This window comes from Carboxylicivirga agarovorans, from assembly GCF_050589845.1.
Taxonomy (GTDB): domain Bacteria; phylum Bacteroidota; class Bacteroidia; order Bacteroidales; family Marinilabiliaceae; genus Carboxylicivirga; species Carboxylicivirga agarovorans.
Window position 1 is genome coordinate 267,116 of sequence record NZ_JBNGPA010000001.1, and the last position, 21,828, is coordinate 288,943.

General features: G+C 39.9%; 19 protein-coding genes. 13 read left to right on the forward strand and 6 right to left on the reverse strand.

Features of this window, described 5'->3' with window-relative positions:
• The first annotated feature begins 180 nt into the window (after positions 1–180).
• The 3 genes from ACRD69_RS01080 (at position 181) to ACRD69_RS01090 (ending at position 4,351) form a co-directional block, all read left to right on the forward strand.
• Positions 181–1,776, forward strand: coding sequence for a hypothetical protein (locus tag ACRD69_RS01080; RefSeq protein WP_430813204.1), 1,596 nt, complete (start codon positions 181–183; stop codon positions 1,774–1,776).
• Positions 1,777–1,907: 131 nt separating this feature from the next.
• Positions 1,908–3,839: a hypothetical protein gene (locus ACRD69_RS01085; protein WP_430813205.1), complete on the forward strand. Its 1,932-nt coding sequence runs from the start codon at positions 1,908–1,910 to the stop codon at positions 3,837–3,839.
• Positions 3,839–4,351 (forward strand): GNAT family N-acetyltransferase, encoded by a 513-nt coding sequence (locus ACRD69_RS01090; protein WP_430813206.1) that lies wholly within the window; start codon positions 3,839–3,841, stop codon positions 4,349–4,351. Before ACRD69_RS01085 ends, ACRD69_RS01090 begins: the two co-directional genes overlap by 1 nt.
• A 53-nt stretch (positions 4,352–4,404) precedes the next feature.
• Here the strand turns inward: ACRD69_RS01090 and ACRD69_RS01095 are convergent, their stop codons facing one another.
• The gene (locus tag ACRD69_RS01095; RefSeq protein WP_430813207.1) at positions 4,405–4,860 is read right to left on the reverse strand and encodes a type I restriction enzyme HsdR N-terminal domain-containing protein; all 456 of its coding nucleotides are present in this window, start codon (positions 4,858–4,860) and stop codon (positions 4,405–4,407) included.
• 142 nt (positions 4,861–5,002) lie between these two features.
• Between ACRD69_RS01095 and ACRD69_RS01100 the strand changes: the two genes are divergently transcribed.
• From ACRD69_RS01100 to ACRD69_RS01120, 5 genes are all read left to right on the forward strand, one after another.
• Positions 5,003–5,779 (forward strand): AMP nucleosidase, encoded by a 777-nt coding sequence (locus ACRD69_RS01100; protein WP_430813208.1) that lies wholly within the window; start codon positions 5,003–5,005, stop codon positions 5,777–5,779.
• Between the two features lie 144 nt (positions 5,780–5,923).
• A complete protein-coding gene (gene holA, locus ACRD69_RS01105; protein ID WP_430813209.1) occupies positions 5,924–6,925 on the forward strand; it encodes a DNA polymerase III subunit delta in 1,002 nt (333 codons plus the stop codon).
• A 57-nt stretch (positions 6,926–6,982) separates the two neighbouring features.
• Positions 6,983–7,603, forward strand: a complete 621-nt coding sequence (locus tag ACRD69_RS01110; RefSeq protein WP_430813210.1) for a rhomboid family intramembrane serine protease — start codon at positions 6,983–6,985, stop codon at positions 7,601–7,603.
• Positions 7,604–7,608: 5 nt separating this feature from the next.
• Positions 7,609–8,103: a D-glycero-alpha-D-manno-heptose-1,7-bisphosphate 7-phosphatase gene (locus ACRD69_RS01115; RefSeq protein WP_430813211.1), complete on the forward strand. Its 495-nt coding sequence runs from the start codon at positions 7,609–7,611 to the stop codon at positions 8,101–8,103.
• A complete protein-coding gene (locus ACRD69_RS01120; protein ID WP_430813212.1) occupies positions 8,103–8,978 on the forward strand; it encodes an aminotransferase class IV in 876 nt (291 codons plus the stop codon). Before ACRD69_RS01115 ends, ACRD69_RS01120 begins: the two co-directional genes overlap by 1 nt.
• A 21-nt stretch (positions 8,979–8,999) precedes the next feature.
• Here ACRD69_RS01120 and ACRD69_RS01125 read toward each other — a convergent pair whose 3' ends face one another.
• Positions 9,000–9,593 carry a YqgE/AlgH family protein gene (locus tag ACRD69_RS01125; protein WP_430813213.1) on the reverse strand — a complete coding sequence of 198 codons (594 nt, stop codon included), beginning with the start codon at positions 9,591–9,593 and terminating at the stop codon, positions 9,000–9,002.
• Between the two features lie 302 nt (positions 9,594–9,895).
• On the opposite strand from ACRD69_RS01125, the gene ACRD69_RS01130 reads away from it, so the two are divergent.
• Positions 9,896–11,815: a Na+/H+ antiporter NhaC family protein gene (locus tag ACRD69_RS01130; RefSeq protein WP_430813214.1), complete on the forward strand. Its 1,920-nt coding sequence runs from the start codon at positions 9,896–9,898 to the stop codon at positions 11,813–11,815.
• Between the two features lie 322 nt (positions 11,816–12,137).
• Here the strand turns inward: ACRD69_RS01130 and ACRD69_RS01135 are convergent, their stop codons facing one another.
• Complete coding sequence (locus ACRD69_RS01135) at positions 12,138–14,561, reverse strand: alpha-ketoacid dehydrogenase subunit alpha/beta (protein ID WP_430813215.1); 2,424 nt, start codon at positions 14,559–14,561, stop codon at positions 12,138–12,140.
• 343 nt (positions 14,562–14,904) lie between these two features.
• Between ACRD69_RS01135 and ACRD69_RS01140 the strand changes: the two genes are divergently transcribed.
• A complete protein-coding gene (locus ACRD69_RS01140; protein ID WP_430813216.1) occupies positions 14,905–15,147 on the forward strand; it encodes a hypothetical protein in 243 nt (80 codons plus the stop codon).
• A 238-nt stretch (positions 15,148–15,385) separates the two neighbouring features.
• Here ACRD69_RS01140 and ACRD69_RS01145 read toward each other — a convergent pair whose 3' ends face one another.
• Together ACRD69_RS01145 and ACRD69_RS01150 are read right to left on the reverse strand one after the other, a co-directional pair.
• A complete protein-coding gene (locus ACRD69_RS01145) occupies positions 15,386–16,513 on the reverse strand; it encodes a hypothetical protein (protein WP_430813217.1) in 1,128 nt (375 codons plus the stop codon).
• Positions 16,514–16,726: 213 nt separating this feature from the next.
• Complete coding sequence (locus ACRD69_RS01150) at positions 16,727–17,731, reverse strand: FAD:protein FMN transferase (RefSeq protein WP_430813218.1); 1,005 nt, start codon at positions 17,729–17,731, stop codon at positions 16,727–16,729.
• A 501-nt stretch (positions 17,732–18,232) separates the two neighbouring features.
• Between ACRD69_RS01150 and ACRD69_RS01155 the strand changes: the two genes are divergently transcribed.
• The 3 genes from ACRD69_RS01155 (at position 18,233) to ACRD69_RS01165 (ending at position 19,972) form a co-directional block, all read left to right on the forward strand.
• Entirely contained in the window at positions 18,233–18,607 is a 375-nt protein-coding gene (locus ACRD69_RS01155) for an HU family DNA-binding protein (protein WP_430813421.1), read from the forward strand.
• Positions 18,608–18,776: 169 nt separating this feature from the next.
• Positions 18,777–19,103 carry a hypothetical protein gene (locus ACRD69_RS01160; RefSeq protein WP_430813219.1) on the forward strand — a complete coding sequence of 109 codons (327 nt, stop codon included), beginning with the start codon at positions 18,777–18,779 and terminating at the stop codon, positions 19,101–19,103.
• Between the two features lie 146 nt (positions 19,104–19,249).
• On the forward strand, positions 19,250–19,972 hold the full coding sequence (locus ACRD69_RS01165; protein WP_430813220.1) for an outer membrane beta-barrel protein: 723 nt from the start codon (positions 19,250–19,252) through the stop codon (positions 19,970–19,972).
• A 335-nt stretch (positions 19,973–20,307) separates the two neighbouring features.
• Here ACRD69_RS01165 and ACRD69_RS01170 read toward each other — a convergent pair whose 3' ends face one another.
• Positions 20,308–21,750 carry a RagB/SusD family nutrient uptake outer membrane protein gene (locus ACRD69_RS01170; protein ID WP_430813221.1) on the reverse strand — a complete coding sequence of 481 codons (1,443 nt, stop codon included), beginning with the start codon at positions 21,748–21,750 and terminating at the stop codon, positions 20,308–20,310.
• Positions 21,751–21,828: the final 78 nt, after the last annotated feature.

A 21,828-nucleotide genomic window follows, 5' to 3' on the forward strand; every position in this document is an offset into this window, starting at 1 on the left:
CTACACACTGATAATGTACACTTTACACAAAGCAAACACTACATTACAAAACTGTAACAGTTTAAAATAAATGGAACTCACCCAAATACATCTTCCCTTTCTTATCCATTAACTTGCCTGTCAGCAATCATTTTTGCAATTTTATTGAAAATATTGAAGCTGTTGACAAATAACCTCACCATGAATAAAAACCTGTTGATAATAGGATTGTGCTGTTTCTTGTTCATCATTGATGCATCAGGAAAAAAGCCCAGGAAAAAAGATATTGTGCCTATTGAGAATCAGATGTTAATGGATAATTACCAAAAAGCATCCGAGTTAATTATCCAATTACAGAAGCGTTATCCTGATGATCCTTATCTACATCTTATGCAAGGGATTTGCTTTTTGAACATAGACGGCAAAACAAAAGATGCCATTAAACCATTAAGCCTGGCTAAAGAACATTATGGCATCTATTCAAAAAAAAATGACAAGGCTATTGAAGCCAACTACCACCTTGGCCTTGCTTATCATTTGAACCATGATTTTGATAAAGCTAAACAACTTTTTGAAGTATTGCAGGACACGGTACCTTCCAAACGTAAAAACATACACAAGCAACTTCAACAGTATATCAACTACTGTAACAATGCTATTCTTCTTAAAAAGAATCCGGTTGATTTCAGAATAACCAACCTGGGGCAGGCTGTCAACACAGAGTATGACGAGCACAGTCCGGTAATATCGGGGAATGAAGATCTTCTTTTATTTACTTCGAATAAGCATGGCGCCAATAAAAGAAGTAAAACCGATGGTTTATATACCGAAGACATATACTTTACCAAGTGGCGTGAAGGAGCATGGCTACCATCTGTGAGTGTGGGAGAAAGCATTAATACTGATGGATATGATGCCACCTGTAGCTTAAGTTCTGATGGTAAAACCTTAATTATTTACCGCAACAATGGCAATGGTGATTTATACCTATCACAATATAAAGATGACAAGTGGACGAACCCAGAAAAGTTACCAAAACCCATCAACAGTTCATTTGAAGAATCACATGCAAGCCTCTCACTCGACGGTAACACCATCGTTTTTACAAGTCATCGTCCTGATGGCACTGGAGCGAAAGATATTTACATGTCAAACAAATTACCCGATGGTAAATGGGGAAAAGTTATTTTACTCAACAAAAACATTAACACTGAACTGAATGAAGAAAGCCCTTTCTTGTCATACGATGGTCAAACATTATATTTTGCCTCAGAAGGACACTCTTCCATGGGAGGATATGATATTTTCAAATCAGAGAAAGATGGAAACGGACAGTGGCGGAAAGCGGTGAATATTGGTTACCCGATCAATACGCCCGGTGACGATCTGTTTTATATTCCGACGCTTGACGGACAACGGGTTTATTTTGCATCTGAAAGAAGTGGTGGTTATGGACGATCTGATATTTATATTATCGAATTTCCTGTAAGTGATGAACGCTCGCTGGCAGTTGTCTCAGGCTATTTATTCACCGAAGACGGGATGCCATCAGGCGAATCAGTTATTTCGGTTACCACTACAAAAAGTGGTGAAAAGATTGGAGACTATAAGCCTCAGACCAACACGGGCAAATACACCATGATTTTAGCAACCGGGGTAAACTACACAATGACCATTAATACACCTGGCATGATCAGCATCTCAAAGGAGATTGAAATTCCGTACCGGTCTGATTATAACACAAGAGAAAGTGCCACCTATTTAGATCCAATGGTATTGAAAAAAGCTGATCACTAACAGGCCGGTATTCTGTATCGGTCAATAATAGCTGGTAATTCATAAAAAATTGAATACTAAAAAACCTTTACCTGCACATTTTTAACTATTTTGCACAGTCAATTTAAAACCAAACATTAAGTACTTAAGGTATGTTACAACCAAACACGCTAATCATTGCTTTACTTCTTTTCATTTCACAGCTTACGCTGGCTCAATCAGACTCAAAGATTGACAATAGAAAATTCAACGAGGCAGTTAAACTGGCTGATGATAAAGCCTTTGATGAAGCCATTAAGTTGTTTTCTGAAATTTTAAAGGATAGCCCGGAAAACGTGCCGGCTTTATACAACATTGGTAATTGTTACCTCAACAGCTCCAATGGACCCGACACAGCCATTGTTTATTTCGAAAAGGCCTATGCTTTGCTTGAAGATGATGAAAAAATTGGAGACATAGGTGTTGACATCCAACTTTCAATAGGTAAATCACTGCAGTTTTTACTACAACACGAGAAAGCTATATCAACCTACGAGCAGCTGATTGAAATACTTCCTGCTGAAGATGATATTTTAAGACAGGAAGCAATGCGTGAAATTGAGGTATGTGAAAATGCCATTGAGCTAATGCAATCGCCGGTTCAGTTAAAAGTAAAAAACCTGGGACCAAACATTAACTCTAAATACGACGATCACAGCCCGATGATTTCGGCTGATCAAAGTGTGTTATTCATTACCTCAAGAAGAGCGTCCAGTTACAGTGAATTACTGTTTGACGGACAATATGCAGAACGTATCTATTCGTCCAAAAAAGAAGGGAACGAGTGGACCAAGGCCAAGTCATTACAAGAGCTGTTCAGAAAGCAAGGACACGAAGCCGGAGTCAGCTTATCGGCTGAGGCTACTGAACTGATCATTTACCGCAATGATGTTGACGGTGCCAACTTGTATTCAAGCATGTATGATGGTTCGAACTGGGGAGAGCCAGTGAAGATTGAGAGTCCTATCAATTCAAAATTTGATGAAACGCACATGACCAGCTCAGCTGACAAACAAACGGTATATTTTACCAGTGACCGGCCTGATGGAATGGGCGGCCTTGATATTTATCGTGTGCGCCGTTTACCAAATGGAGAATGGGGAAAAGCTGAAAATATGAAAGCTTTTAACACCCAGTATGATGAAGATACACCTATACTTCACCCTAATGGAAAGGTGATGTATTTCAGTTCTGAAGGACACAACTCCATGGGGCAGTTCGATATATTCTATTGCGTAATGGATGATGATGGTAACTGGGGACCTGTTCATAACATCGGTTATCCGATCAACACCCCTGACGATGATTTCTTCTTTGTTCCGACCACCACACCTAACATTGCTTATTATGCTTCATCAAGGTATGATGATAACTACGGAGGATCAGATATTTACCTTATCGAATACGAAGAGCCTGAAATCAACCGTTTAGCTGTGTTTAAAGGCTGTGTTAACAGCACAGACGAAGCGCCTATTGAAAATGTGGAAATACGTGTCACCCGTCAGGGCGACCCTGAAGTGATCGGTAATTACAAGCCTCACCCGGGCACAGGAAAATACATCCTGATCTTAGAAACTGATGACAAGTACAATATCGAATATACGGGTGTTGGTTTTGAGCAACAAACAAAAACAATTGATGTTACACGCGCCATGACTTATAAGAATTTAAGCGAGGCCAGTAATATTGATGACGTGATGATGATCGCTATCGCTCAGCCTGAAGAAACAACAGAAGAAGCTGTTGCCGCGACAAGTCCGGAACTTCTTGACACCTCGGATGGTATTCCTTATTACACAGTTCAGATTCTGTCTCTAAAAGAACCTGTATCAAGCTATAAGGTATTTATTGATCTTGAACACGATCAGATCAAAGAATACAAGTGTACTGATGGCTTCTACCGCTATTCATATGGCACTTTCAAAGGTTATAAGGCCGCTTTAAAAGGCAAAGATAAAGTTCTAAAGACAGGTCTGTGGTCTGATAGCTTTGTAAGAGATATTAAGCAATACGACAACCTGACAGAAAATACACCAGCAGAATAATGACAAGGGATGAAATTGCCCTCAGGGCACTTGAACCGGAAGATATAGACCTGCTTTATAAGTGGGAAAATGATATGAAGATTTGGGAGGTGAGCAATACGCTCACCCCTTTTTCTAAGTACCAATTAGTAAAATATATAGAGCAGGCGCAATTGGATGTCTTTCAAACCAAACAGCTTCGCCTTATTATTGAATCTGAGCGATCAAAGGAAGTGATTGGTATGATTGACCTGTTTGATTTTGATGGATTTCACCAGCGCGGAGGTGTTGGCATCATTATTCATGAGGACCATCGACAAAAAGGTTATGCCTTTGAAGCCCTGCGACTCTTTAGCGATTACTGCTTTCAACACCTGGGTATTAACCAGCTATATGCCAACATATCGGCTGAGAACAAAGCCAGCCTGACTCTTTTCGAAAAAGTTGGTTTTAAACTGGTTGGCGTAAAAAAGAAATGGCGTAAAACTAAAGATGGTTTTATTGATGAGTGCCTGTATCAGCTATTAAAGTGATCGTATTTAATAAGCTGAGTCCGACATTCAATTCCGAGCTCATATTAAAAGGCCTAACCATACACCTCATCAGCCGTGGGAATAGCTTGCAGCAGTTCATAATTTCCCATTTCATCGAGGAGTTTGGCGCAATAGTGCTGCATCCCGTTGGTGACGATCAGGTAGTCAACATTTAGCCTGGTATTATAGCGGGCAGCCTGGTTGAACACAGCTCTGCCTACCGCCACCTCAGGAGCCTTACACTCCACAATGACACGAGGCAAACCTTTTTTGTCATACAACACAATATCTGCCCGTTGGCTCAGCCCATTCACCTTAACCAGCATTTCAACAGCAATGAGTCCCGGCGCATACCCCAGTCCATTCACCAGGTAATGAATAAAATGCTGTCTCACCCACTCCTCGGGGGTCAGGGCTACAAATTTCTTTCTCACCTCATCAAATACCTGTGTTTTATTACCGGCCTGCTTCGTTCTAAACTGAACAGGTGGCAGGTTAAGCTTTTGCATCTATCCCTTTTTTTTCGACAAAATAAATCATTTTAGCCAGAAAAAGTTACCTTAGCGTGAAGAATAAACTCCTGCTATTCGCACTTTATTCCCACCCGTGCCCGGCTATATTGCCAATGCACTTAACCTTAAATTTTTTCCTATGAAGACTAAAAAAGAGATAGTAGATAACTGGCTACCCCGATATACCGGAAGAAAGCTTGAAGATTTCACCCCTTACATCTTATTAACTAATTTCAACCACTACGTTGAACTCTTCTCTGAATGGTATGATGCGCCCATCTTTGGCAAGAATGGAAATATGCCCAACTGCAGTGCCAACGGCATAACAATCATAAACTTTGGTATGGGTAGCCCTAATGCAGCTACCATGATGGACCTGTTAAGCGCGATTTCGCCTAAAGCCGTTTTGTTTTTAGGAAAATGTGGTGGTTTAAAAAAGAAAAATGAACTGGGTGACTTTGTACTTCCGATCGCGGCCATTCGCAGTGACGGTACTTCAGATGATTATTTACCACCTGAAATTCCGGCATTACCCGCCTTTAGTTTGCAACGCGCCGTATCGAGTGCCATTCGCGATAACGAACTGGATTACTGGACAGGAACAGTTTTTACTACCAACAAACGTGTATGGGAATATGATGAGCGCTTTAAAAAATACCTGGAAAAAACACGTGCGATGGCCATTGATATGGAAACAGCCACTATTTTTACAGTCGGTTTTTACAATCATATACCTACAGGTGCGTTATTACTTGTATCTGATCAGCCAATGATTTCAACAGGTGTTAAAACATCGGCCAGTGATAAGGTAGTAACAGAGAATTATGTGCAACAACACATACAATTGGGTATTAAAGCTTTATCTACCATTATGAATGGTGGTAAATCAGTTAAACACCTGAGGTTTGATAGTTAAGCCTGAAAAGAAATAAAAAATATGCATTAAATGTAAGATCATTGCCATTTAATGTTTATAATGAGGCTGTATTTTGGTTTGAAGGGCATATATCCGGAAATAACAATTTCGGGTTAATGCCTGATAAACTAATAAATTTATAAAATGACTTTTGAGCAGATATTACAGGAGTTAAAACAAAAGACCTATCGTCCCATTTATTTTTTAATGGGTGATGAAGGTTATTTTATTGATGAAATAACCAACTATATTGCCAATAATGTTTTAACAGAGGAAGAAAAGGGTTTTAATCAAACCATATTGTATGGTAAAGATGTAGACACCACAGAAATTATCCATGCAGCCCGCCGTTTTCCAATGATGTCTCAACATCAGGTAATTATAGTAAAAGAAGCTCAGAATATACCAAAAATTGAAGACCTGGAAGTGTATGCCAATAATCCGCTGACATCAACCATCCTGGTTATTAACTATCGTTACAAAACGCTTGACAAGCGAAAGAAATTTTATAAAAGTGTTGCAAAGAACGGCGTATTATTTGAAGCCAAAAAGCTATACGACAACCAGGTTCCGCAGTGGATCAACAGCTATTTAAAAGCAAAGGGCAAATCAATCGAGCCCAAAGCATCAGCGCTGTTGACTGAGTTTCTGGGCAGTGACTTATCCAAGATCGCTCATGAGCTGGATAAACTAGAGCTGGCCATCGGCTCATCGGTTCAAACCATTAATTCGGCTCACATTGAGAAGAATATTGGTGTTAGTAAAGACTACAATAATTTTGAGTTGCAAAAAGCCGTTTTAAACAAAGACATTTCAAAGGCCAATAAGATCATTCTGGCCTTTGGTAAAAACCCCAAGGCCTACCCCATTCAGATGACAACCGTAACCTTGTTTGGTTATTTTCAAAAACTGCTGGCTTTCTATTATTTGCCCGACAAATCGAAAAACTCAGTGGCCGCTGCCTTAAAGATCAACCCGTTCTTTGTTGCTGATTATACGACCGGTGCACGTCATTACCCGGCGCGTAAGGTTGTGCAGATCATTAGCCTTATTCGGGAGTATGATATGAAGTCGAAAGGTTTTGGCAGTTCCACAACCGAATCGGGAGAATTACTGAAGGAACTGGTATTTAAGATCATGCACTAGTAATGATCGGTCACTGAACTCTAAACCCTTATCTCTAACCATTAATCACTAACAAGCATGGATATTTCTATTATCATCATCATAGTTATCAGCCTGATCAGCATTGCTGGCTTTAGCCAGCCCGAGCTTATTTATAAGTTCCAGTTCAATGCCTGGCAAATTAAAAACCGCAAGGAATATATACGCTGGATCAGTCATGGATTTTTTCATGCTGATTGGGTTCACTTATTTGTTAATATGTATGTTCTCTTTTACTTTGGAGACTCATTACTTGATAATTTTAAATGGTCTATACCAATTAATAGTAACATTGCTTTTATCATCTTGTTATTTAGCGCATTTGTTACTTCTAGTTTAAGGTCATATTTTAAGGAAAAAAACAACTATAACTATAATGCAATTGGAGCATCAGGAGCAGTTTCTGCTATCGTATTTGCGAATATATTATACCAACCACTTGCCATGTATGGATTCTTCTTCATCAATAAACCAATACTTCCTGCGATAGCATTTGGTATTGGATATCTGATATATTCCAGGTATATGAGTAAGAAGAACGTAGATAACATCGGACATGATGCGCATTTTTGGGGAGCCGTATACGGTTTTGTATTTCCCATTCTGCTTAACCCGGCATTATTACTACACTTTTTTAACGAATTACTATCTATTTTTTAAACAATATGAATAAAGCAGTATTCATCGATCGCGATGGAGTTATTAACAACGACGAGGGCCATTACTATATCCACAAGGTCAAAGATTTCAAATTGAACCCTGGCATTATTGAAGGTTTGAAACTTTTACAGGATGCCGGATTTAAATTATTTGTCATTACCAACCAGGGAGGTGTTGCCAAAGGAGAGTATAGTGAAGATGATGTTGAAATGGTGCATGGTCACTTTTTACAACTGATGTTTGATAACGACATACGTATTACTGATATCTACTACTGTCCGCATCATGAATCGGTTGAAGACTGTGATTGCCGTAAGCCTAAACCTGGAATGATCAATCAGGCTTGTGATGAACACCAGATCGACAAAGCAAGTTCATACCTGATCGGCGATGCAGACAGGGATGTTGAAGCGGGTAATGCAGCTGGTTTAAAACAGAGCTTTAAGATTGCCAAAAACAGCTCCATCATCGACGTTTGTAAAAAGCTGATTTCGATTTAATGGAGCATCCTCAGTACATAACGATCAATGGCATTCAAACGCAGGCCGACAAAGCGGTTTTTAATGTAAATAACCGGTCTTTCAGATACGGTGATGCCCTGTTTGAGACCATCCGCTGTATTCATCAGAAGCCGATGTGGTTTCACGACCATTACCAGCGTTTGATCAATGCCATGAGCTTGCTTCAGATGGATATCAGAAGTCTGCCTCCCAAAACTGTACTTGAGGAGCATATCAGTTCACTGATTCAAAAGAACAGGTTGTTTGGCGATGTTCGTATCAGGCTCACCGTCTTTCGTGAAGATGGTGGGCTGTATACACCTGTCAGCAACAAAGTACAATGGCTTATTGAATGTTCAGCCCTTAGTACCTCCAACTATGAATTAAACAGCAAGGGCCTTTTAATTGACATTTTTGAGGGGGAAACAAAGGCGCTCAATCGCTTTTGTCATTATAAAACTGCCAACTCTTTATTATTTGTTCTGGCGGGTTTATTTAAGCAGGAAAAAGGGAAAGATGATGTGTTAATTATCAACTCGAACAAGCAGATCATTGAAGGTCTGGCTTCCAATTTATTTTGGGTTAAAAATAATGCCTTTTTCACACCATTACGTTCTTCGGGATGCGTAGACGGGGTAATGCGCAAACAAATTATCAGAATACTGCGGGAAAACAACTGGCCTGTTCATGAAGTGAGCGGCACCAATTACGATACACTTCTTCAGGCTGACGAACTATTCTTAAGTAATGCCATTCAGGGTATCCAGTGGGTTGTTGGCCTAAAGGACAAGCGCTATTTCTGCAAGCTAAGCAAGGAAGTGAATCGCCTGTTGATTAACGATGCCGTTAACGTTTTAGCCCAATCTCAATTTTAGACTAAAAATAATCTCAGCTTATCAGTTATAGGCTGGATTCTCAGGAAAGTTTGTCCAGGCTTTAAATACGGCACCCAATCCTTCCATGGCCTTTTTCCATATGTGATCGATATTATCATCCATCACCATTTGGTCATCGATATCAGCAACGATCCATGATTCCTCTTCAATCTCACTTTCCAGCTGACCCGGTGACCATCCTGAATAACCGGCAAAAAACTTCACCTGGGTGTGATCTGCCATTCCCGTGTTAACGAGGTTTTTGATCACATCAAAGTCACCTCCCCAATATAAGGTATCTGTAATCTTCACCGAATTGGGAACCTTATCACCTAAGGAATGAATAAAATACAGTGTATTAGACGCAACCGGACCTCCAACATACAATTCACCTTTGAAATTAAACAAATCCTCGATCACCTCATCCGGATATAGTTCAGAAGACTTATTCAATACAAACCCAACTGCACCGTCTTCGCCATGTTCGGTCAAAATAACAATCGAACGACTGAAGTACGGTCCCTGCAGAAAAGGTTCGGCGATTAATATGCGACCTTTAGCTGGTTTTAACCCAGGCTTATGAACTTTAAATATGTCAAAATCTAAACTCTTCATACAAATTAGTTCTTCTTTAAATGTAACACTTTTAATTTAAGATTGTATGAAACTTCGAAGACTTTCCTCAATAAAAACAGGTCATTCACCAAAAGAAACAAGATTTTAAAATCCTCATTTACTTACCCTTGATCCACCAAAACAACTTTCAAACACATTTATTTTGCTAAATCATAAATTGGTCATTTCATCAAATTAACGCATCAAGAAATTAACTAATCGGCAATTATTATTACCTTGTTTTTTATACATAAACACGATTGTCCTATTTTCTGAATTTAACTAAATATAAACATCTAATCATGGTTCTTAAGCGTTACGCTTTGCATCTGTCAATTCTTATTTCTTTTTTATTCTTATTTGTGAACAGCTCTGCTGAAAACAACTCACAACAGAGTCATTTAAAATTGCCACCTGCCGTTATGCAAGGGGTAAGCTGTACCATAAGAGTGGCAGAACCAGACGATATAAAAATTATCCAGACACAATTGCTCATTAATGGTGTCAAACGTGAATTATCGGAGGATGAAAAAGGCTTGTATTGCGAATACACCTTTGACGAAACAACTGAAGTTCAACTCATACAACAGAACCATGTAGAAAAGAGGCGTATTGTACCAATTCCTTTATGGCTATCAATACTCCCCCCCCTGATTGCCATTATGATGGCGCTTATAACCAAAGAAGTATTTTCATCGCTTTTTATAGGCTTACTAATTGGAACTACGGTCATATATAAGTATTCTGGTGTCAGCTTTTTTATCGCCCTGTTCAAGGGTGCCTTCGCTATTATTGACACATACCTGATGCAGGCGCTATTGAATCATGAGCATTTGTCGATCATTATTTTTTGCATGCTCATTGGTGGTATGGTGACGCTTATTTCATTGAATGGCGGAATGAAAGGCATTGTTGCCATCTTATCGAAGTATGCCAATAATCGTCGATCGGGCCAGATGATAACCTACTTAATGGGCCTGCTTATCTTTTTTGATGACTATGCCAATACCCTGGTTGTTGGTAACACCATGCGTCCTGTTACCGATAAACTGAAGATATCGCGTGAGAAACTGGCCTACCTGGTCGATTCAACCTCTGCTCCTATTGCGGCCATTGCCTTTATTACAACCTGGATTGGTGCTGAATTGAGCTATATACAGCAAGGTATCACCGAAATAGGTCTTGATGCTTCGGCCTATTCGGTTTTTCTTCAATCACTGAAGTATTCCTTCTACCCCATATTGACATTGATCTTTGTGCCTATGGTCATCTGGCAGAAGCGTGATTTTGGGGCCATGCTGACAGCTGAAAGGCAAGCCATAAGACACCAATATGAGGATATACGGAAAAAAGGCCGTTCGCCACAGATCATGAAAGAACTGGAAGTGGCCGAAGATGTGACTCCACGGTGGTACAATGCGGTTATTCCTGTACTTATCGTTGTCTTTGGCACCATGGCGGGCTTGATATATACAGGTTGGGATGCAACAACATGGAGCAGTCAGGCCCTGGGCTTTACGAGCAAACTGTCGAAAACCATTGGTGATTCAGATGTATTTAGTGCATTGATCTGGTCATCACTTGCCGGTGTATTTACCGCTATCGTATTAACTACTTCTCAAAAAATACTCAATTTAAAAGAAAGTATTGAAGGCCTGATCAATGGTTTTAAAACCATGTTTCATGCCATTCTGATCTTATGCCTTGCCTGGTCATTAGCCCTATTGACCGACCATTTGCATACGGCTGAATTTATAACGGGTATATTGACTGCCATTAACATCAGTCCGCAGTTTATACCTGCTCTTACATTTGTGTTTGCTGCTGTCATTGCATTTAGTACCGGTTCGAGCTGGGGAACGATGGCTATTATTTATCCGCTTATATTGCCGGCCATATGGAAGATCGGTTTGGACGCAGGTTTGCATACTGATGCTGTTTTACCCCTGTTTTATAACGCTGTATCATGTGTGTTGGCCGGATCTGTATTAGGCGATCACTGCTCCCCTATCTCTGATACAACCATATTGAGTTCACTGGCCTGCTCGTGTAATCACATTCACCATGTACGCACTCAGATGCCCTACGCCCTTTTGGTGGGAATTACAGCTTTACTGCTGGGGACCTTGCCCTCTGCCTTTGGCCTTCCTGTTTCCGTATCGTATTTATTGGCAGCAGGTGTTCTATTCGGGTTTATAAGGTTAAAAGGAAAGCTGGTTTAGACTTGCAGGCATGAGACTTTCAGATGAGAGACTCAATACTTGATATCCTGGGTTTTGAATAAATTTATAAACGGGAAGGGGCTGTCCGAAGTTTGAATTTTACGCAAAGTGCGATAGCTATCGCACCACTAAGAAATACGCAAAGACCGCAAAGTATATTGCTTTTTCAATCAATCCTTTGCGAACTTTGCATACTTTCTTTTTTGCGCTCTTTGCGAGAAAAATTATATATATGGACAGCCTCCATTTTATGTCTTTTATTTTCCCTTTTCCTTCTGGAAGACTTAATAACCTGAGGTCGAAGTTTAATGTCGAATTCAGCTTAGTAGATAGCAGGAAAACGTTTTGGATCAAACTCTGCCATTAAAGCGTAGATAGCTTCGTAAACATCTTCAGCATTGGGATTACTAAAATAGTCACCATCGGTACCATATGCAGGACGGTGATCTTTAGCTGTCACTGTTTTAGGAGAAGCATCCAGGTGATAAAAAGCACCATGCTCTTCTACCACTTTATGCATCATATAGGCGGTTGCACCTCCCGGTACATCTTCATCGAAGAAAACAACCCTGTTTGTTTTCTTTATTGACTCCAGAATGACCTTATTGGTATCAAACGGCAATAGTGTTTGTACATCTATCAACTCCACTGAAACACCTATATCGGCCAGTTGCTTTACGGCGTCCTGGGCAATGCGTACACATGAACCATAGGTAACCAATGTAACATCTTTCCCTTCTTCAATGATTTCAGGTACACCAAGCGGCACCTTAAACTCACCTATATTGGACGGACGTTTTTCACGTAAACGGTAGCCATTAAGAGGCTCAATAACCAAGGCAGGGTCATCGGCCGACAACAGTGTATTGTAGAAGCCTGCTGCACGAGTCATATCACGTGGCACACATACATATACCCCTCTGATGGAATTGATGACCATACTTAAGGGCGAGCCACTGTGCCAGATACCTTCAAGCCTGTGTCCCCGCGTACGAACAATAAGTGGTGCTTTCTGCCCGTTTTTTGTTCGGTAACGTGTTGTAGCAAGGTCGTCACTCATGGTTTGAAGAGCATACAACAGGTAATCGAAATATTGTATTTCGGCTATTGGACGCAGTCCACGTAATGCCATTCCAATTCCTTTACCCAATATGGTTGTTTCGCGAATACCCGTATCGCGTACACGCAGATCGCCATATTTCTCCTGCATACCTTCCAGTGTTTGGTTAACACCTCCCAAAAAGCCGGTATCCTCACCAAAGGTTACCACCCTTGGGTTATTGGCAAAAATATGATCAAAGTTATCACGTAAAATCTCACGTCCGGGCACAGTAGAGCTTTCGCCATCGAAAGCCGGAGGAACAGGTGTTACTTTCAGTGCCGAATAATCATCTTCACTGTACAGCCACTTACTGTAATTCTCCCATCCCTGATCAAAATACTTCTTAACCCATGCTTTTAACTGCGCCTTCATTGAATTTGGCTTTTCACAGGCTGCACAATAATGACGAAGCACTTTACGGGCTGCACTTAATATCTCTTTGCGGTTAAGCGATAAGCTGGTTTTAAGCTGCTGAACGATACCATCAATTTTATCCTGCTTAATTTCGTTACACACACAGTTTTTTTGCGTTATAATATCCAGCAGTTCCTGACGTTCAGCCTTAAAAGCATCATTGAATTCTTTAAAGGCCTCCTTTTGTGCCGTTTTTACTTCAATAACGGCATCTTCTTCAATGGCATCCAGCTCTTCAATGGTGGCCAACTTACTTTCAATCATCCACTGACGCATTTGTACCAGTCCATCGTAGTCTTTTTCCCATTGAAGTCGTTCCGACGATTTGTAGCGTTCGTGGGAGCCACTTGTTGAGTGACCAACAGGCTGTGTCAGCTCCTCAACATGGAACAAGACAGGCACATGCTCTTCACGACATCGCCTTATCCCCTCTTCATACATTTGGCATAAACCGGCATAGTCCCATCCCCTGGCATTGTAAATTAGCATGCCCGTTTTATCCTTAGGGCCTTTTTCAAATCCCTTAAGTGCCTTGCTAATGCTTTCTTTGGTGGTTTGAAACTTTTTAGGAACTGATATACCGTAACCATCATCCCAAACCGAAACAGCCATTGGTATTTGCAGAACACCGGCTGCGTTTAACGTTTCAAAAAAGTGTCCTTCAGATGTACTGGCATCACCAATAGTGCCAAAAGCCACCTCATTACCATTGATACTAAACTGGTCAAATTCTTTTAAACCGGGGTTATTACGATATAATTTAGAAGCCATGGCCAAACCAACCAATCGTGGCATCTGACCTGCTGTTGGTGAAATATCAGAGGATGTACACTTCATATCGGTCAGGCGTTTCCACTCTCCTTTTTCATCAATGGTGCGTGTACCAAAATGGTTATTAAACGAACGACCGCCATTATCAGGATTTAATTCTGTTCGGGTTTCACCGTAAAGCTGTGCAAAAAACTCCTTGGGAGTCATCATACCAGCTGCTAATATAAAGGTTTGGTCGCGGTAATATCCTGATCGCCAATCTCCTTTTTTAAATTGCTTGGCCATGGCAATCTGGGGGATCTCTTTACCATCGCCAAATATTCCGAACTTAGCTTTACCTCCCAGTACCTCTTTGCGCGCCAGTAAACTCATATTACGACTGACACAGGCAATTTTATAGTCGGCAATAACTTCATTCTTAAACTCAGCAAAACTGAGCTCATTTGCTTCAAATGACATATTAATGATTTTAACTGTTTTTAGTTGCTATGACACAAATCTAACAAGAATGTGTCATTATTTATTGGGCAACTATCAAACATATGAAGGGAGTGGTTTGTTTGCTTAATACCTGTTTTATTATAAAGAGGGCTGATGTATAACGATATACTTAAGCATGGATTACACAGATAAACACGGAAGAATAGATAGCATTTTATTTCGTCTTAAGTCTTCCGTTCTGATGCAATCTATGGTAAAAAAGAAATCTTTGCGGGAGTTAATACCTTAAGAAAGTTTAAATCGAATTGAGGTAAGTGCAAATTTTAGTAGTTTTGTACCGAATTAAAAAAAGGGAAAAATCATGTGGCCAGTTATTTTATTGAGCATAGTTTTAATGGGAATTGTTTTTGTTTTAATGGCAATCAGAATTCTTCTGCAGAAGAACGGTAAATTCCCAAATTCGCATATTGGCGGAAATAAAGCTTTAAACGACAAGGGCATTTATTGTGCGACCACACAAGACAAATTGGCCCGGAAAGAAGCATTTAACATTAAGCCGCTGAAGCTTGATGGTGAATACGAAAGCAGAACAACAAGTTGTTAAAATAAAAAAAGAGGATGTCTGAAATTTAAGTTTCACGCAAAGACAACTAAGAATTTCGCAAAGATCGCAAAGGGTATGGTGTTGCCATTCTGAACTTTGCGATCTTTGCGTTTTATCTTTTGCATTCTTTGCGAGAGTTATTATTATCTTGAACACCCTCTTTTTAATTCAACTCATTACACCCAAACCCAACACCTAATATTTTATATCGCTTCTTAAGAAACTGATTCCCTTTTTATTATTTATTTCTACAGGCTTCCTCGGCATATATTTGCCAGGCCAGTATGTTTATAACATATTTTGAGAGGTACAGGTCGCGCATTGAAATAAATAAAGAAGATAAAATATCCTGTGAATCACCCATTAACTGGGAAAGCAGGATTGGAGGCTCATCGTCCAGCATAATCTGATAATCCTTATTCTTATTCATAAATAAACAGTTGATGCTTGTTGGTGTTTCGCCATCATAAATAATAGCCTCAACAATGGCATCTTCGCGCAGTTCACCATCTATGTATACAACATACACCAGCTCATCTTCTTCGTCAAGGGATTTAATAATTCGCACATCACCCACCTGTATTTCGTATTGAAACTGAATATTGGGGTTACCGTTGATCAGGCTAAGGCTAAATGCCACCATTTCGCTGTATAAAGCAACTCCTTCGGCATCTTCAAGACTATATCCCACCTTTACGGTATCGGCAAGCTGTGTTTCAACATGAATAAAGTGCTCATCGGTAAAGCCAAATCTTGATGACGTATAAGCGTTAAACAGCCCGTTACTGCGCTCGTCAACCCATAACTCTCCTGCATATTCTTCTTCCAGGTCAAAGCGCGTTACCAAATGATAATCGTGCCACATCAGGTTTTTATCTGTCTCATAAAAGAACTCCGAGGTCGATACCATCAGGTTGTTGTTATATGTATCGCCCGGTTCATGTTTAAACAGGTCATGTGGATTTTGTGCCATCTCAAACGGCATATGTATAATGAACCAGTCACTGTCTCCTGTTCGCTGAAAAAACGACTGGCAGTCTCCATGACTGGCTAAAAGAGCCTTTGCATCCATTTCTGGCGAATACTCATAAACGCCTTGTATATCTTTCAGGTAAATGTTCAGACCGGGTGGTTTATCGCCTGGATTGGTGCTTTTATTACCTGCTTCGCGCACAAACAGGCTGTAGGCATTGGTTTGTGTAATGACTTCAACAACCTGGTCAATATCGTAAGCTGCCTGGTCAAGGGCCTGGGAAAGACTTAACTGTTCCTTTTCATGTACAGGATGATCACTGGATTTTTCGCAACTCGTAATCAGTATACCCATGGCGATGAGTAGCCATCCATAACCTGCAATTTTTCTCATGAGTTAATGATTTTATCTGGTTAACATTCTGTAACTCTTTTATACCATCAACCAGGTGGATGTCTGGAATACCTTTCACACAAAACCACTATGCAGAGCACACAGCCACACATCACACAGTTCTATGTTCTCAGGCCCATGCACTCTTTGTGAGAAAAACCAGTATCTCAGAAACTTCCTGATCAACTTTAATAGTGCAAGTTAAAACCTGATTTATGGCTTGTCAATAATAAACTTTGAAAAGCCAGGACTCATTTTAATCTCATACTCATCATCCTCTCCGTCTAAAATAAAATAGGCCTCCAGTTCGTTGTTTTGCTCAACAAGAGCCATGCTTTTTTCATAGCCCATCACCATAAAGGCTGTTGCATAGGCATCGGCACTCATGCAGTCGGGTGCCAGCACCGATACACCCAATAAGCGGTGATCAACCGGGTAACCCGTAAACGGACTGATAGTATGGGCATATTTCTTGCCTCCTTTTATATAGAAGTTGCGGTAATTGCCTGATGTAGCCAGGGCAATATCCGATATACCTATTATTTCCTGTAACTGACGGTTCAGCACCTCCGGGTCGTCAATGGGCTTATCAATACCCACACGCCAGGTGGTTTGTTTTGGATTAAGACCCTTGACACGCATTTCACCACCAATTTCAACCATGTAATTATCAACGTTAAATGACTCCAGCACATTGGCTACCACATCAACGGCAAAGCCTTTTGCAATGGCACTTCCATCGAGCATTATTTCAGGCTTTTCTTTAAGTATGCGCGTTCCTTCAAGACTTAGCATTTCCATCCCCACATATTGACGTATAGAATCGATCAGCCCTTCGCTAACACTATCCTTCTTTGAAAAACCAAAACCCCATGCGTTAACCAGGGGAGCAACCGTCATATCAAAAGCTCCATTTGTTTTTTCAGTAATCTCTTTAGCCTTTTTAAACACCTGCCTGAAGTAGGCATCGGTTTCAAGCGATACGTTACGGTTAATTTTGCTGATAGTCGATTCTTGCTTGTAGGTTGACATAGACCAGTCAAAGGCGTTTAAAGTGTTTTGAATGGTATCAGACAAATCGGCTGAATGCTCGTAGGTCATATGATAAATGGTACCAAAAATAAGCCCTTCGGTACGGATATATTCTTTTTTAGGCTGGCACGAGTAAGCTGCAATAAAAATGAGTGCCGCTATAAGGAGGTGGGTATACTTTTTCATTTAAATATGTTTTGAGGCAAAGGTGAGAAAGTGCAGCGGATTATCAAAAAGAAAAACAAGGCTAAGGAGGCAAAAATTAAAGTAGTGCTTAATGTTGACCGTCACACTCTTTGAAACAGTAGTGACTATTTCACTCACATACTGACAGATACACAATCTAAACAGAAAATAAAACAGTGTTTTTTTGCTGTTAACGGAATCAATTTCGGCTTTCAAATCAGCGGGTGAAAAAAAATGAAAAATACTAATTTTTCCCATATAGGACTCATTTGGTTCATATATATTTACCAACATAATTTTACTCTTAATTACAAGTAAAGAAAATACACGCTATGAAAAATCACATCTTAAACCCCCTTAAAAAAACATCACAAGCACAGTTGAAATCCCCGCGAGCACTTTTAAATATTATCACGAGCACTTTAAACAGGCAGCAAATAGCATCTCATTTGATATACATGTTAATATTTTTGTTAATTCCTAATTGTAACTGTTCTGGAAATTAAATTTAAGTTGATTCCACGCAAACATCCCGGTAAACCGGAAGCCGATCCGCTTTATTATGCAAGTGTTGTAAGGCCTGAAAAGATTTCACTGGACACACTGGCTAATCGTATTGCTGAAATATCGCCAGTCAATGAGCTGGATACAAAAACTGCATTGATGACCCTGGCACGGGTTGTACCTGAATACCTGGCCAAAGGCGCAACCGTTGAACTTGGTGAAATAGGCCGCCTGCAGGTAAACCTGTCGAGCAAAGGCGCTGAAACCGAGGAAGACTTCACAACTGACATGATCAAAGATTGCAAAGTATCATATCAGGCTGGTGTTAAGGTTAAAAAAGTGCTTAAAAGTGTAGAGTACAAAAAAGAGTAGTGTATTTAGTAGTGCTTCGGTCAGATAATACTGAATGACGGCATTAATTAAAAGCTACAGATAGTTTAATGAAAAAAGGGACTCCGGCCTGAGAAACCAATGAAGTCCCTGTCAAATGTTTAACACGGACCAGGTGCATTATGCATCTGGTCCACAATACAAACTTACCATGAAACAACTAAAATGTTTCATTATCGCCATATTATTTGGCGGAATGATGTTTTCAGGATGTGATAAATCCAATAGAGCAAATTACCAACCCATTGAAGACCAAGCAAACTTTGAAGGAGATATCGGTGAATCACAAATTACAGAAGAAAACGTAAAGAAGGTATTATCTGAATATGGTTTGAAATATAAAAAGGCAAGTGAAACGGACAGTGCCATATTTAAAGTTAATAGTATTGATGAGCTACACGACCTATGCAGTATCCTAAAAACAGCAGATCCAAATGCATCATATAATTCTTCAATTTTAATATCTCAGATGATTTAGCCTTGTCTATTACTCCTGCAATAATGGAATATGGTTCATCTTCTTTAGGACTCTTATTGACTTTTAATTTCAACTAAATATTTAATGTGCAAATGCCCACTATCTTTGATATTATTCTATATTAAAATCAGTTTAACAAACCACTAATGAAATACTCACTATTCCTTTTTTTTGTCTTCATAATAACAACAGATATCTGTTCTCAGGAAAACAAAAGACTAAATTATCAGATTAACGCAGGCACAAGCCTATCAGTACCTCATAAAAAAAAGATTAACACATTAACTATGACTGAAGATCAGCTTTATATTGAATATAGCGCAGCCTTTGGGTATTTCTTAGAAATAATGGCATCATATGATCTAACTGAAAAGTCATATCTTATGACAGGATTCAACTATAACACTAATACGACGAGCATATACGAGAAAGCAGGAGCCATTGAGAACAAGGGCGAAAAAACCACATCTTATATCAATGTACCATTGCTGTTTGGATTAAGATCGAGGAACATGTCATTGGCAGCAGGCCCCTATCTTGGTTTTGTAATACGTGCCAAAGAAAAGGGAACAATTTATATTGATACCACAGGTCTGATAACGCTGCCTGAAAATGAGTCATCATCGCTTTCAATAGATCCCGTACAGGACTATGACCGAGATATGACAGGAAGTTACAAGTCAATTGCTACAGGACTGTCAGCACAAATTGATTACACCTTTAAATTATCGGATAAGTTAAATGGCGTATTTCTGACCCGCTTTAATTATGGTTTAACAAGTGTGTTAGAGGAAGATGAGCTAAGCATGCTTATACCTGATTACTGGAAGGATCACAGTGTTATATTCGGCTTTGGTATTAAACTATAATGGGGTACCACAACAAACATTGAAAACCTTAACCATGAATAATCAACCACCAATCGTATAGAGCAAATGGACCATTAATCGCTTTGCGATTGTCAAGGAGAAAGTAAATGGCGTAGCCACAGAAAAATGGATAATCCGTTAATCCTTCGTTAATAAAATTGAGCCGTTTTTGAAGTTATCCCCCCTGATAGAATCATTGACTATGGGCCTGATAGAATATTCCATTTCAAATAAATTCAATAAAAAAGGCGCAGAAACGAGTCTGCGCCTTTATACATGCTAAAACGACAATATCTGGAACGATATTGATTTCAAAACATCTGTCTTTATATCTTTTAGAATCCTGGTGTTGGATCAACCATTGGGTTACGCTGCACTTCTTCCAACGGAACAGGGAAGTAATTGTGCTTCGTTTCAAAATTATCGGCATAAGGCTGACCTGCTGTTGTTAACTGCTCTTTGGCAATATCCCAACGTACTAAGTCATAAAACCTCGATCCTTCACCTACCAATTCGATCATACGTTGCTTTCTGATTTCGTCGCGCAATTGAGTACCCGACAGGTTCACATCATCAAGACCGGCTCTTTCGCGAATATCATTCACTTTTTCAAGAGCTTTTTCAGTATTACCAACTTCGTAATAGGCCTCAGCCTCCATCAATACAACATCGGCATAGCGCATCATAATCAAATCAACAACACTACGGTTGGTTTCGATAGCGTTTAATGATTCAACATACTTGATGCTCATTTTAAAATCAGGATAATCGTTGAAGGTAATCACCTCGCCGTCAAACTCCTCACCACTTAATAAAACGGATGCTTCACGACGAATATCGTTTGGCTCAAGCTGGCTCATAAAGTAATCAGAGATACTTGCCATGTGCCATCCACCTCTCAATTCTTCAGGTGATAAAGCAACACCAAGCTGGTGGTACAAGTAGAGGATATCCATTTGATCGGCAGTGTAACCACGTGAAAAAATGATCTCGTCATTTACTTCATTTGTACCATCGAACAAACTGCGGTATTCGGCACCCGACACCAATGACTGTCCTTTAATTTCAGCAAAGGCATCCAGGGCTTTCTGGTTCTCCTTATTGAACAGGCAGGTTTTGCCCAGAAATGCGAATGCGGCATTACGGGTTGCACGTCCCTCGTTCTCGTCATCCCATGAGGCTGGCAGGTGCTTTGATGCAAAGGTGAAATCCTCTTCCAGTTGCTTGTATACTTCCTCTCTTGTTGATGCAGGCAATTGTAATTCGCCCGTTGATCCGGCAACATTTAAAGGCATCACAATGGCGTGGAAGTTCTTTTGCAGATTAAACAGGTAGAACGAACGTAAGAATTTAGCTTCGGCCACCAACTGGTCTTTTTCTTCCTGCGAGATCATGTCCATTTGAGGCACATTCTCAATCACGTCATTGGCTAGTTTAATACCTTTGTACCAGCGTCCCCAGATATAATCTGACACATCGGCAGCAGTATTATTAAAACTAACGATACGCCCCAGGTAGCCCCAGGCTGTGGTTCCAAATTCAGGGAAGATATCATCGCCCCTGAAGTTTTGTGGTAAATAAAAGTACTCGTGGTAACTCCACCCTGTATTGGAGATATAGGTATAAGCCGACATCATATAACTCTCGGCTGCGTCATAGCTAACCCAAATCTGGTCGGTGGTTGGTTTATCCGGTGAATTCTGTGTCAAGTAATCTTCACATGATGTGAATAACAATGAAGAAAACAGAATAACTATAATGATTGAAATATTTTTCATCTGCTTAAAATTTAGTATCAGGATACAAGTATCAAGTATTAAGACTGATGACAATAAACGTGGTAAAACAAGCTTTGT